General features: G+C 71.0%; 16 protein-coding genes. 15 read left to right on the forward strand and 1 reads right to left on the reverse strand.

Annotated features, from left to right (window positions below):
* Positions 1-8: 8 nt before the first annotated feature.
* Positions 9-875 carry a methyltransferase domain-containing protein gene (locus tag OG488_RS27245; RefSeq protein WP_329233331.1) on the reverse strand — a complete coding sequence of 289 codons (867 nt, stop codon included), beginning with the start codon at positions 873-875 and terminating at the stop codon, positions 9-11.
* 519 nt (positions 876-1,394) lie between these two features.
* Between OG488_RS27245 and OG488_RS27250 the strand changes: the two genes are divergently transcribed.
* The 15 genes from OG488_RS27250 to dprA all read left to right on the forward strand — a co-directional run bounded on the left by OG488_RS27250 (position 1,395) and on the right by dprA (position 12,486).
* Positions 1,395-1,988: a hypothetical protein gene (locus OG488_RS27250; RefSeq protein ID WP_014153813.1), complete on the forward strand. Its 594-nt coding sequence runs from the start codon at positions 1,395-1,397 to the stop codon at positions 1,986-1,988.
* 155 nt (positions 1,989-2,143) lie between these two features.
* Entirely contained in the window at positions 2,144-2,584 is a 441-nt protein-coding gene (rpsP, locus tag OG488_RS27255) for a 30S ribosomal protein S16 (protein ID WP_015578912.1), read from the forward strand.
* 2 nt (positions 2,585-2,586) lie between these two features.
* A complete protein-coding gene (locus tag OG488_RS27260; protein WP_014048589.1) occupies positions 2,587-2,826 on the forward strand; it encodes an RNA-binding protein in 240 nt (79 codons plus the stop codon).
* Between the two features lie 106 nt (positions 2,827-2,932).
* On the forward strand, positions 2,933-3,511 hold the full coding sequence (rimM, locus tag OG488_RS27265; protein WP_329233334.1) for a ribosome maturation factor RimM: 579 nt from the start codon (positions 2,933-2,935) through the stop codon (positions 3,509-3,511).
* Positions 3,511-4,332, forward strand: a complete 822-nt coding sequence (gene trmD, locus OG488_RS27270; protein WP_329233336.1) for a tRNA (guanosine(37)-N1)-methyltransferase TrmD — start codon at positions 3,511-3,513, stop codon at positions 4,330-4,332. Before rimM ends, trmD begins: the two co-directional genes overlap by 1 nt.
* 124 nt (positions 4,333-4,456) lie before the next feature.
* Positions 4,457-4,807, forward strand: a complete 351-nt coding sequence (gene rplS, locus OG488_RS27275; protein ID WP_014048592.1) for a 50S ribosomal protein L19 — start codon at positions 4,457-4,459, stop codon at positions 4,805-4,807.
* A 45-nt stretch (positions 4,808-4,852) separates the two neighbouring features.
* Positions 4,853-5,617: a signal peptidase I gene (lepB, locus tag OG488_RS27280; protein WP_329233340.1), complete on the forward strand. Its 765-nt coding sequence runs from the start codon at positions 4,853-4,855 to the stop codon at positions 5,615-5,617.
* Positions 5,610-6,668 carry a signal peptidase I gene (lepB, locus tag OG488_RS27285; protein ID WP_329233341.1) on the forward strand — a complete coding sequence of 353 codons (1,059 nt, stop codon included), beginning with the start codon at positions 5,610-5,612 and terminating at the stop codon, positions 6,666-6,668. Before lepB (OG488_RS27280) ends, lepB (OG488_RS27285) begins: the two co-directional genes overlap by 8 nt.
* Positions 6,586-7,467: a signal peptidase I gene (gene lepB, locus OG488_RS27290; protein ID WP_329239050.1), complete on the forward strand. Its 882-nt coding sequence runs from the start codon at positions 6,586-6,588 to the stop codon at positions 7,465-7,467. Before lepB (OG488_RS27285) ends, lepB (OG488_RS27290) begins: the two co-directional genes overlap by 83 nt.
* A gap of 49 nt (positions 7,468-7,516) precedes the next feature.
* Positions 7,517-8,287: a signal peptidase I gene (gene lepB / locus OG488_RS27295; RefSeq protein WP_329233342.1), complete on the forward strand. Its 771-nt coding sequence runs from the start codon at positions 7,517-7,519 to the stop codon at positions 8,285-8,287.
* Positions 8,277-8,765, forward strand: a complete 489-nt coding sequence (locus tag OG488_RS27300) for an NUDIX hydrolase (RefSeq protein WP_329233344.1) — start codon at positions 8,277-8,279, stop codon at positions 8,763-8,765. The genes lepB (OG488_RS27295) and OG488_RS27300 overlap by 11 nt, the downstream gene beginning before the upstream one ends.
* Before the next feature lie 63 nt (positions 8,766-8,828).
* Positions 8,829-9,137 carry a DUF2469 domain-containing protein gene (locus tag OG488_RS27305; protein WP_003965949.1) on the forward strand — a complete coding sequence of 103 codons (309 nt, stop codon included), beginning with the start codon at positions 8,829-8,831 and terminating at the stop codon, positions 9,135-9,137.
* Positions 9,138-9,329: 192 nt separating this feature from the next.
* Positions 9,330-9,689 carry a YraN family protein gene (locus tag OG488_RS27310; RefSeq protein ID WP_329233346.1) on the forward strand — a complete coding sequence of 120 codons (360 nt, stop codon included), beginning with the start codon at positions 9,330-9,332 and terminating at the stop codon, positions 9,687-9,689.
* Positions 9,689-11,311: a YifB family Mg chelatase-like AAA ATPase gene (locus OG488_RS27315; RefSeq protein ID WP_329233348.1), complete on the forward strand. Its 1,623-nt coding sequence runs from the start codon at positions 9,689-9,691 to the stop codon at positions 11,309-11,311. The genes OG488_RS27310 and OG488_RS27315 overlap by 1 nt, the downstream gene beginning before the upstream one ends.
* The gene (dprA, locus tag OG488_RS27320; RefSeq protein WP_329233349.1) at positions 11,308-12,486 is read left to right on the forward strand and encodes a DNA-processing protein DprA; all 1,179 of its coding nucleotides are present in this window, start codon (positions 11,308-11,310) and stop codon (positions 12,484-12,486) included. Before OG488_RS27315 ends, dprA begins: the two co-directional genes overlap by 4 nt.
* Positions 12,487-12,664: the final 178 nt, after the last annotated feature.

Here is a 12,664-nt window from a genome sequence, read left to right on the forward strand (position 1 = left end):
CGTTCCCGTCAGGTCACGCACACCAGGTAGCGGAAGACGTTCGGCATCCACACCGTGCCGTCGGGCCGCAGATGCGGATGCAGGGCCTCGGCGACCTCCTTCTCCACCTGCGTGCGGTCCGTGGCCCGGATCGCCGTGTCGAACAGCCCGGTCGACAGCAGGCCGCGGACCGCGCTGTCCACGTCCGCGTAGCCGAACGGGCAGGACACACGGCCGGATCCGTCCGGCTTGAGCCCGGCCCGCGCCGCGATCTCCTCCAGGTCGTCCCGGAGCGCCGGCCGCCAGTTGTTCCCGGAGCGCGGCGCACGCGCCGACTCCGTGAGCCGGGCCGCCACCCTCAGCACCGGAGCCGTGGCGCACCGCTCGGGCGGCCCCCAGCCGGCCAGCACCACCGTGGCTCCCCGCGCGGCCAGCGGCACGGCGGACACCAGCGCGGGCGCGAGCCCCTCCGAGTCGCCGGCCGCGCAGCCGATCGGCTGGAAGGCGGTCAGCAGGTTGTAGGGCGCCCCGCCGTCCGGGGCGGCCTCCCCGATGCTGTCGGCGAGCCTCGCCCGCCGCTCCGTACGGCCCGGGCCGGCGTCAGGTCCGGGACCGGACGCGAGGCGCTCGCGGGCCAGAGCGAGCCGTTCACGGTCGGCGTCGACGCCGGTGACGCGCGCCCCGCGCGAGGCCGCGATCAGCAGCGCCAGCCCGGAACCGCAGCCGAGGGAGAGCATCCGCTTACCGGCTCCCACTTCGAGGCGCTCGTACACCGCCTCGTAGAGCGGTGCCAGCATGCGCTCCTGGATCTCGGCCCAGTCGCGGGCACGGGTACCGGCGTCCACCTGGGCGGACGAATCCGCGTACCTGTGGTGCCGGACGAGCGTAGGTGTCATGGAATGCGCCCCAATCCGCCGTGAGGTCGGTCGTGCCCGAGTGAGGTCCCCCATGTCTATGTGCTGTGTGAGTACGCCCACAGCCCCCGTATGTCAGAGAACTCCGCATCGGCGGTCCCGTCCAGGGGTCGGACGGGGTGGGATGGCAATGCTTGCGTGCTCCGGTCGTGCGCCCCCGGCGCCGCGTGACGCGTGCGGGCGCCGGGAACAGCACGCCTGCTGCTCGCTTCCTCACAGTCTTACCCGACACGCGGGGCGCAGCACGTCGAGCGCCCCGGGCCCGGCCGCGCCCGGTGTGCGGCCGCCGCTCCGTGCCGGGTAGGGTCGCCCGTCGGGCGCCCGTCCACGCCGGTGCGTACGCGTTGCTACGTACCACCTTGGTGCGAGCTGTGAGACTTCTCCGCTGATCTGCGCACCCGCCCTCGTCCGGACGCATCAAGGGCAACTGACTGGTACGTGCAAATTATTTGGGATGCCCCGGAATAGGAACACCGGAGCACTCAGGCTCGTTGTCACGACGTGAGCACGACACCACCTGTACTTGCCGCAGAGCTGGCGCAGGCGTGGGCCGACATTCAGCGGTACCACCCCGAGCTGCCCGATCTTGCCGCGCCCGAGTCCCTGATCGGAGAGTCCTCGTCCGCCTGTGGCGCCGAGCTCTCCTTCGAACGGCTGCTTCATGAGGCAGTCCACGGCATCGCCGCCGCGAGAGGTGTCCGGGACACCTCACGCGCCGGCCGTTACCACAACCGACGTTTCCTCGCGATCGCCGAGGAATTGGGCCTCGATCACGCCGAGGAGCCCCACCCCAGCAGCGGATTCTCGCTGGTGACGCTGAATCCCGAGGCCAAACGCAGATACCGTCCCACGGCGGAACGGCTCCAGCGTGCGCTCAAGGCGCACACCGTGGCCACCGCGGCGGACACCAAGCGCTCGTTCCGCGGCCCCGCGGCGCGGCACGGCTCGTCCGGGGGAGGGGTGCGGGTCAAGGCCGTCTGCGACTGCGGACGCAACGTCCGTGTCGTCCCCTCGGTCCTCGCCCAGGCCCCGATCGTCTGCGGCGGGTGCGGCAAGCCCTTCCGCATCCCGGAAGGGGCGGTCGCGGTGGGGTGACCCGATGTGGTGTGGCACAATGGCTAGCTGTACTCGACAGTCGCATAGGACCCCTCTCTCCTCCGGCTGACGCGTCCATCGGGCACCCGAGTACCGCAACCCCACGTGGCATCTTTTGTGCCCAACCACGTCAGAGACCAGGAGACACCACTTCCGTGGCAGTCAAGATCAAGCTGAAGCGTCTGGGCAAGATCCGTTCGCCTCACTACCGCATCGTCGTCGCCGACTCCCGTACCCGCCGTGACGGCCGGGCCATCGAGGAGATCGGCCTGTACCACCCGGTGCAGAACCCCTCGCGCATCGAGGTCAACGCAGAGCGCGCGCAGTACTGGCTGTCCGTCGGCGCCCAGCCGACCGAGCCCGTCCTCGCGATCCTGAAGCTCACCGGTGACTGGCAGGCCCACAAGGGCCTCCCGGCCCCGGCGCCGCTGCTGCAGCCGGAGCCCAAGGCTGACAAGCGCGCCCTGTTCGAGGCCCTGGCCACGGACGGCGACGAGGCCAAGGGTGAGGCCATCACCCAGAAGGCCAAGAAGTCGGACAAGAAGGCGGACGAGGCGGCCGACGCTGCCGCGTCCACCGAGTCGACCGAGGCCTGAGCATGCTCGAGGAGGCTCTTGAGCACCTCGTGAAGGGCATCGTCGACAACCCCGACGATGTGCAGGTCGCCTCGCGCGACCTGCGCCGGGGACGCGTGCTCGAGGTCCGGGTCCACCCCGAAGACCTCGGCAAGGTGATCGGCCGTAACGGCCGCACCGCACGTGCCCTGCGTACCGTCGTGGGTGCCATCGGCGGGCGTGGAATCCGTGTCGACCTCGTCGATGTGGACCAGGTTCGCTGAAAGAGTTGAACACCGGCAGGGGCCGGGGAGGGCTTTCGAGCCGTCCCCGGCCTTTGTCGTCCGTACATGACCGCCTCCTCAGCAAGAGATCACCAGGAGAAGTAGCGTGCAGTTGGTAGTTGCGCGGATCGGTCGCGCCCATGGCATCAAGGGCGAGGTCACCGTCGAGGTGCGCACCGACGAGCCGGAGCTCCGGCTCGGTCCCGGGGCCGTGCTGGCCACGGAGCCCGCCGGTACCGGACCGCTGACCATCGAGACCGGCCGGGTGCACAGCGGCCGGCTGCTGTTGCGGTTCGAGGGCGTACGCGACCGTACGGGCGCCGAGGCGCTGCGCAACACGCTGCTGATCGCCGAGGTGGACCCGGAGGAACTCCCCGAGGACCCGGAGGAGTTCTACGACCACCAGCTGATCGACCTGGACGTCGTCCTCGCCGACGGCACGGAGATCGGCCGGATCACCGAGATCTCGCACCTGCCGTCGCAGGACCTGTTCATCGTGGAACGGCCGGACGGCACCGAGGTGATGATCCCCTTCGTCGAGGAGATCGTCACCGAGATCGACCTGGAGGAGCAGCGGGCCGTCATCAGCCCCCCGCCCGGTCTGATCGACGAGAGCGAAGCCGTGATCGCCTCCACGCGTGACGAGGACGGCACCGGGGACGGCATGGGGAAGGGGGCGGAGTGATGCGGCTCGACGTCGTCACGATCTTCCCCGAGTACCTCGAGCCCCTGAACGTCTCGCTCGTCGGCAAGGCGCGCGCACGCGGCCGTCTCGACGTGCACGTCCACGACCTCCGCGACTGGACCCACGACCGGCACAACACGGTGGACGACACCCCCTACGGCGGCGGCCCCGGCATGGTCATGAAGACCGGGCCGTGGGGCGAGGCGCTGGACGAGGCGCTCGCCGACGGGTACGAGGCCGGGGCGCACTCCCCGGTGCTCGTCGTACCGACGCCCAGCGGCAGGCCCTTCACGCAGGAACTGGCCGTCGAGCTCTCCGAACGGCCGTGGCTGATCTTCACCCCGGCCCGCTACGAGGGCATCGACCGCCGGGTGATGGACGAGTACGCGACCCGCATACCGGTCGTCGAGGTGTCCATCGGGGACTACGTCCTGGCGGGCGGCGAAGCCGCCGTCCTGGTGATCACGGAGGCCGTGGCCCGGCTGCTGCCGGGGGTGCTCGGCAACGCCGAGTCGCACCGCGACGACTCCTTCGCACCCGGCGCCATGGCCGACCTGCTCGAAGGCCCGGTCTACACGAAGCCTCCCGAGTGGCGCGGACGGGGCATCCCCGACGTGCTGCTCAGCGGCCATCACGGCCGGATCGCACGCTGGCGACGGGACGAGGCGTTCCGGCGTACGGCGCTCAACAGGCCCGATCTCATCGAGCGTTGCGAGGCGTCCGGCTTCGACAAGAAGGACCGCGAGATCCTCTCCATCCTCGGCTGGTCCCCGGAGCCCGGGGGCCGATTTTGGCGCAGGCCCGACGCCGTGGAAGAATAGGGCCGCTGTACGTCCGGCGTGCGCCCCTGCCACAGGGGGAAAGACGCCCGCCCGATGTGATCAGCATCCGAACTTCACTCTCTCCCGTCGATGACCTGTGGCATCGGCGAAGAAAGCAGACAACATGGCTTCCCTGCTCGATGGCGTCAACGCCGCCTCGCTCCGTACCGACCTCCCGGCGTTCCGCCCCGGTGACACCGTCAACGTCCACGTGCGCGTGATCGAGGGCAACCGCTCCCGTATCCAGCAGTTCAAGGGCATCGTCATCCGCCGCCAGGGCTCGGGCGTCAGCGAGACCTTCACGGTCCGCAAGGTCTCCTTCAGCGTCGGCGTCGAGCGCACCTTCCCGGTGCACAGCCCGATCTTCGAGAAGATCGAGCTCGTCACCCGCGGTGACGTCCGCCGCGCCAAGCTGTACTTCCTCCGTGAGCTCCGCGGCAAGGCCGCGAAGATCAAGGAGAAGCGCGACCGCTGATTCACCTCCGGCGTCCACAGCGTGGCCCGATAGGATTCGGCCCCGATGGACACGGAAGCACAGCACATGGAGCGCGATCGTTCCTCCGGCCCCGCAGACGGGCCGGAGGAGGGGTCGCGCTCCACGCATGTCCCGGACCGTTCGGCCGCCTCGATGTCCTGGGGGCGCACGGTCTTCCTGGGCATGCTCTGCACGACCGCCCTGCTGCTCTTCAGCACCTTTGTGCTGCAGCCCTTCCTCATTCCCAGTGGCTCGATGCAGCCCACGCTGCGGGTCGGCGACCGGGTTCTCGTCAACAAACTGGCGTACCGTTTCGGCTCGGAGCCCCGGCGCGGTGAGGTGGTGGTCTTCGACGGCACCGGATCCTTCGTGCAGGAGACCGAGCCGGAGAACGCCGTCGGCGCGCTGCTGCGCGGGGCCGCCGCATCCCTCGGGCTGGCCGAACCGGCCGGGTCCGACTTCGTGAAGCGGGTGGTGGGCGTGGGGGGCGACCGTGTGGTCTGCTGCGACAAGCGGGGGAGGCTCGAGGTGAACGGCGCTCCGGTGACCGAGGAGTATCTGCACCCGGGCGACCGCCCCTCCGAGGTCGCCTTCGACATCGTGGTGCCCGACGGCAGGCTGTGGGTGATGGGCGATCACCGCAGCAACTCCCGGGACTCGCGCGACCACCTGGGGGAGCCGGGGGGCGGCATGGTGCCGGTGGAGCGGGTGATCGGACGGGTCGACTGGCTCGGCTGGCCGCTCGGCAGGCTCGGCTCCCTGGAGGGCACGGACGCCTTCACCGGCATACGGCCGGCGGACCATGGGTAACCGGGGGCGCAGGCCGGGAGAGGCGGACACCGACCCGCCGCTGCCCACCGGGTCGAGGCCGACCACGGGCCGCTCCCTGCCCACGCGGGCGGAACGCCGCAAGCTCGCCCGGAAGGTGAAGCGCCGCAGGCGCCGTTCGGCGATCAAGGAGATACCTCTCCTCGTCCTGGTGGCGCTGCTGATCGCGCTGGTGCTCAAGACCTTCCTCGTCCAGGCCTTCGTGATCCCCTCCGGGTCGATGGAGCAGACCATCCGGATCGGCGACCGGGTGCTGGTGGACAAGCTGACCCCCTGGTTCGGCTCCGAGCCCCGGCGTGGCGACGTCGTCGTGTTCAAGGACCCGGGCGGCTGGCTGCAACAGGAGACCGCCGGCACCGAGGACCCGCCCGCCGGGGTCAAACAGGTCAAGGAGCTGCTGACCTTCATCGGACTGCTGCCCTCCGAGGACGAGCAGGATCTGATCAAGCGCGTGGTGGCCGTCGGGGGCGACACCGTGAAGTGCTGCGGGACCGACGGCAGGATCACGGTCAACGGCGTGGCGCTCGACGAGCCCTATCTGAATCCCGGCGATGTGCCATCCACTCTCAAATTCGAGGTAAAGGTTCCCCAGGGCCGCATCTTCGTGATGGGGGACCACCGGTCGAATTCCGCGGACTCGCGCTTCCACCTCGACAAACCGGGCAACGGCACGGTGTCGGAGGACGAGGTCGTCGGCCGGGCCGTGGTGATCGCCTGGCCGTTCGGGCATTGGCGCAGGCTGGAGGAGCCCGGAACGTACGCCTCCGTCCCCGACGGGAGCGCCGGAGCGACGGCTGCGGCGGGCCCGTCGAATAGTGTGTCCTCCCAGGATCACAACGGAATGGTCCTGCTCCCGACCCCTGCGGAACTCCCGCTCGTTATGGGAGTGGTGGGCCTGCGCCGATTCGGGCGCGGGCGGTGGCACGGAGTGAGGAGTGGATGTGGGGGATTTGGCGGTCGGCGCACGATCCGGACACGACGAACCCGAGGACCGGCCTTCGAGCGACGGGATCCCGGTGGGGGCGGAGAGTGACGGCGAGTCCCCGGAGGGTGGCAGTACGGCGGTGAAGAAGCCGCGCTCGTTCTGGAAGGAGCTCCCGCTCCTCATCGGTATCGCGCTCATTCTCGCGCTGCTGATCAAGACGTTCCTGGTGCAGGCGTTCTCGATCCCCTCGGACTCCATGCAGAACACGCTGCAGCGGGGCGACCGGGTGCTGGTGGACAAGCTGACGCCGTGGTTCGGCTCGGAGCCGGAGCGCGGCGAGGTCGTGGTCTTCCACGACCCGGGCGGCTGGCTGGAGGACACCGCGACGCCCGAGCCGAACGCGGTGCAGAAGTTCCTGAGCTTCATCGGACTGATGCCGTCCGCCGAGGAGAAGGACCTGATCAAGCGGGTCATCGCGGTCGGCGGCGACACGGTCGAGTGCAAGAAGAACGGGCCGGTCACGGTCAACGGCAAGGCGCTGGACGACAAGTCGTTCATCTTCGCCGGCAACAGCGCGTGCGACGACGAGCCGTTCGGACCGATCCATGTGCCCGAGGGCCGGATCTGGGTGATGGGCGACCACCGGCAGAATTCGCTGGACTCCCGCTACCACCAGGAGCTGCCCGGTCAGGGCACGGTCTCCACCGACGAGGTCGTCGGGCGGGCCGTCGTCATCGCCTGGCCCGTCAACCGCTGGGCGACCCTCCCGGTGCCGAGCACCTTCGACCAGCCCGGACTGAACGCGGCCGCCTCCGCCGCGGTGCCGGGAGCACTGGGTGTAGCCGGAGCGCTGCCCCTCGTGTTCTGGCGTCGCCGCAGGCTGACCCGGGAGCGTACCGCCGGGTAAGGTGCCGACTCGGATCAGCGATTGTCGATCTCCGATGGGGGACGCTGGGATGAGTGGATCAGGACGTCATGACGGCCGCGGCCGGCTCGGCAACGTGTTGTCGAACCTGGCCGTGGCCGTCGGCTGTGTGCTCTTCCTCGGCGGATTCGCCTGGGGCGCGGTGGTGTACAAGCCGTACACCGTGCCGACGGATTCGATGACGCCGACGGTGAACGCCGGGGACCGGATCCTCGCGGAGCGGGTGGACGGCGGTGACGTCCGGCGCGGCGACGTGGTGGTGTTCACCGATGCGACGTGGGGCGACGTGCCCATGGTGAAGCGGGTCGTCGGTGTGGGCGGTGACACGATCGCCTGTTGCGACAAGGACGGACGGCTCACCGTCAACGGCAAGGCCGTCGACGAACCGTATCTGCGCGCGGACGGCGCCTCGTCGCTCGGCGGCGCGGCCGGTGGTCCGGCCTCCCCCCAGAACTTCACGGCCGAGGTGCCCGAGGGGCAGCTCTTCCTCCTCGGTGACGAGCGCAGCACCTCCATGGACTCCCGCGTCCACCTGGAGGACGCGGGGCACGGTTCCGTGCCGCGCAGTGCCGTCGAGGCGCGGGTGGACGCCGTCGTCTGGCCCTACAAGGGCATGATCGGCCGGCCCGGGGCCTTCGCGGCCCTGCCCGGCGGCGTGTCCTCCGAGGGACCGCTGCCCCTGCAGGCCGGTGCCCTCGTGCTCGGCGTGGTGCTCATCCTGGGCGGGGCGGCCTACGGCCCGCTGGTGGCGCGGTCCGGGCGCGGTGCCGAGCGGCCGAAGGCGTCCGCCGGTGCCCGCTGAGGCACGCAGGGTCGCTCGGGTGGTGCTCCTGGATCCGGACGACCGGATCCTGCTGTTGCACGGTTTCGAGCCCGAGGACCCGGCCGAGAGCTGGTGGTTCACCCCGGGCGGAGGCCTGGAGGGCGACGAGACGCGGGAGCAGGCCGCCCTGCGTGAGCTCGCCGAGGAGACCGGGATCACCGATGTCGTTCTCGGCCCCCTGCTGTGGACGAGGATCTGCTCCTTCACGTTCGACGGGCGCCGCTGGGACCAGGACGAGTGGTACTTCCTCGCCCGCACCTCGCAGACGGCCACCGACCCGAAGGGCCTCACCGAGCTGGAACTGCGCAGCGTCGCCGGTCTGAGGTGGTGGACTTCCGCCGAACTTCTGGCCACGCGTGAGACGGTGTATCCGACCAGGCTCGCCGGGCTGCTGCGCACGCTGCTCGACGAGGGTCCCCCGAGTGTTCCGCTGGTTCTCGCCCCCGAAATCGTCTAATCGGCCAGGGGTGCGCGGGGCTGACGCACAATAGGGGGACGCACGGCTGAAGGGGAACATGCCATGAGTGCCGAGGACCTCGAGAAGTACGAGACCGAGATGGAGCTGAAGCTCTACCGGGAGTACCGCGATGTCGTCGGTCTGTTCAAATATGTGATCGAGACCGAACGGCGCTTCTACCTCACCAACGACTACGAGATGCAGGTGCACTCGGTTCAGGGTGAGGTCTTTTTCGAGGTTTCCATGGCGGACGCGTGGGTCTGGGACATGTACAGGCCTGCTCGGTTCGTCAAGCAGGTCCGTGTCCTAACGTTCAAGGACGTGAATATCGAGGAGCTCAACAAGAGCGACCTCGAACTGCCGGGCGGCTGATCCCGGCAGCTGGTCCCGGGGCTGATCCCGGCAGCTGATCCCGGGGGGTGTCCCCCAGCCCTCCTGGCGTGCCCTGCGGTGTCCCGGTTCACTCGTCCGAGTGGCCGGGATATGCACAACGGCCTGGTTGTCCACCAAGATCCAATGGATCGGGCGGGGAGCGTCACAGTCGGTGCCGGAGGTGTTGCCGATATGAACGCACGGGGGGCACTCGGGCGGTACGGCGAGGATCTGGCGGCACGGCTGCTGGCCGACGCCGGCATGACCGTCCTGGAGCGCAACTGGCGGTGTCGCGCAGGAGAGATCGACATCGTCGCCAGGGACGGCGACGCGGTGGTCGTCTGCGAGGTGAAGGCCCGCAGGGCGGGCTCCTTCGAGCATCCGATGGAGGCTGTGACACCGGCCAAGGCGGACCGGCTGCGCAGGCTCGCGGAGATCTGGCTCGACCGGCACGGCGGACCGCCGCCGGGCGGGGTCCGTATCGATCTGGTCGGTGTGGTCCTGCCGAGGCGCGGTGCCCCGGTCGCCGAACATGTGCGGGGCGTGGCCTGATGGGGTTCGCACGGGCCTGTTCGGTGGCGCTGGTCGGCGTCGAGGGTGTGGTGGTGGAGGTCCAGGCGGACCTGGAGCCGGGCGTGGCGGCGTTCACGCTGGTGGGTCTGCCTGACAAGAGCCTGGTGGAGAGCCGGGACAGGGTCAGGGCCGCGGTCGTCAACTCCGGGGCGGAGTGGCCGCAGAAGAAGCTCACGGTGGGACTCTCTCCCGCCTCCGTACCCAAGAGCGGATCCGGATTCGACCTCGCTGTCGCGTGCGCGGTGCTCGGGGCGGCGGAGCGGATCGATCCGGCGGCCATCGCCGATGTGGTGATGATCGGGGAGCTCGGCCTCGACGGCCGGGTGCGCCCGGTGCGCGGGGTGCTGCCCGCCGTGCTCGCGGCGGCGGAGGCGGGGTACCGGCAGGTCGTCGTCCCGGAGCAGACCGCCGGGGAGGCCGCCCTCGTGCCGGGCGTCTCCGTCCTCGGCGTCCGGAGCCTGCGCCAGCTGATCGCCGTGCTCGGCGACGAGCCGGTGCCCGACGAGCCGGCCGCCGACCAGGGCCGCCCCGACACGATGCTGGCCGGGCTGATGGTGCCCGGCGCGGGTCTCGGCACGGGGCTCGCACCACTGTCGGCCGACGGCACGGCGCACCGGCCCGATCTGGCCGACGTCGCCGGCCAGGGCCGGGCGCGCACGGCCCTTGAGGTAGCGGCGGCAGGGGGGCACCATCTCCTGCTCTCCGGGCCGCCGGGGGCGGGGAAGACGATGCTGGCGGAGCGGCTCACGGCGATCCTGCCGCCGCTGTCCCGGCGGGAATCCCTCGAAGTGACGGCGGTGCACTCGGTCGCGGGCATCCTCCCGCCGGGTGAACCTCTGATCAGCAGGGCGCCGTACTGCGCGCCGCACCACTCGGCGACGATGCAGTCGCTCGTCGGCGGGGGCAACGGCCTGCCGAGGCCGGGAGCGGTGTCCCTGGCGCACCGGGGAGTGCTCTTTCTCGACGAGGCGCCGGAGTTCTCCGGGCGGGCCCTCGACGCGCTGCGCCAGCCCCTGGAATCCGGGCACGTGGTGGTCGCGCGAGCGGCCGGGGTGGTCCGGCTGCCCGCGCGTTTCCTGATGGTCCTGGCCGCGAACCCCTGCCCCTGCGGCAGGCACACCCTGGCCGGTGCGGGCTGCGAATGCCCGCCCTCCACGGTCCGCCGCTATCAGGCGAGACTGTCGGGCCCCTTGCTTGACCGGGTGGACCTCCGGGTCGAGGTGGAGCCGGTCGGAAGGGCGGATCTGATGGGACAGGGGGGCCGGGGGGAATCCTCCGCCGAGGTGGCCGTCCGGGTGCGGGAGGCCAGGGAGCGCGCGGTCGAGCGGCTCGCGGGCACGCCCTGGACCACCAACAGCGAAGTGCCCGGGCACGAGCTGAGGACGAGGCTGGTCGCGGCGCCCGGCGCCCTCATGGCGGCCGAGCGCGACCTGGAGCGAGGCGTCCTCACGGCCCGCGGCCTCGACCGGGTCCTGCGCGTGGCGTGGACCGTGGCGGACCTGCGGGGCGCCGACCGCCCGGACGCCTCGGACGTCGCGGTGGCGCTGGAGCTGCGGACGGGCGTCCAGCGTGGAGTCCCGATGCAGGCGGGTGCCCGGTGACCGCCCCGCCGGCCCCGGCCGACGACGGGCGGGAGCGGCTGGCGCGTGCGGCCCTGACCCGGGTGTTCGAGCCGGGGGACGAGCGCGGTGGCCGCTGGCTCCGCGAGGCCGGTCCCGTCGAGCTGATGCGGCGTCTCACCGGCGCGGAGGGAGCCGCGCGGACGCTCAAAGGGATGACGGCGGCCCGCCTCGCCGGCTACCGCCTCCGGGCATCGGGCGCCGACCCCGTGCGGGACCTGGCGGACGTGGCCGCGGCCGGCGGGCGGTTCGTCTGCCCCGGTGACCGGGAGTGGCCGAGCCAGCTCGACGACCTGGGCGACGCGCGGCCGATCGGACTCTGGGTGCGTGGCAGGTCCGACCTGCGTCTCTGGGCGCTGCGCTCGGTCGCCCTGGTCGGCGCCCGGGCCTGTACGCCCTACGGGGCGCACATGGCGGCGACGCTGGCCGCGGGGCTCGCCGAGCGGGGCTGGGTGGTCGTCTCCGGGGCGGCGTTCGGGGTGGACGGCGCCGCCCACCGAGGTGCACTGGCCGCGGGTGGGGCGACTATGGCGGTGCTGGCCTGCGGGGTGGACGTGGCCTATCCCCGGGGCCATGCCGAACTGATCGGGCGCATCGTGGAACAGGGCCTGGTCATGGGTGAGCTGCCGCCCTCGGAGCATCCGACGCGCAGCAGATTCATCCTCCGCAACAGGGTGATCGCGGCACTCACGAGAGGCACCGTGGTGGTGGAGGCCGAATACCGCAGCGGCTCACTCGTCACGGCGAGGAACGCCCAACGGCTGGGCCGCTTCGCCATGGGGGTGCCCGGCCCCGCCACCAGCGGTCTCTCGGCCGGGGTCCATGAACTCCTGCGTGGCGAGGGCGTCCTGGTCACCGATGCCGCCGAAATCTGCGAGCTGGTGGGGGAGATCGGCGACCTCGCCCCCGCCAGGACCGGACCGGTCCTGCCCCGGGACCTGCTCGACGCCGCCTCCGCGAGGGTCCTGGACGCCCTGCCCGGAACGGGTTCCCTGGGCGGGCGTGACGTGGCCCGGAACGCCGGCGTGTCGACGGACGAAACCCTCGGGCGCCTGTACGAACTTCACTCACTGGGGTTCGTCGAACGCGAGGGCGACAGGTGGCGGTTGACGCCAGGACGGACACGCGATGGCGACGCGCGGCGAGGCGGTACTTGACCCGGAGCATTCGGGTGAAAAGGTGATGCCGGTGGCCTCGGCAGCACCCGGCCGGGCCTCCGGGAACCGTGCGACCGCCGACGGTTCCCGCTGTCGGTCGTGTCCGGCGACGAAGGGGTGGCCGGGTGATTCGGGACCGAATCACACCCCACGGCTCCTTTGTCCTGCGCGCACCGCA

The sequence above is a fragment of the Streptomyces sp. NBC_01460 genome (assembly GCF_036227405.1).
In the GTDB taxonomy this organism is placed as follows: domain Bacteria; phylum Actinomycetota; class Actinomycetes; order Streptomycetales; family Streptomycetaceae; genus Streptomyces.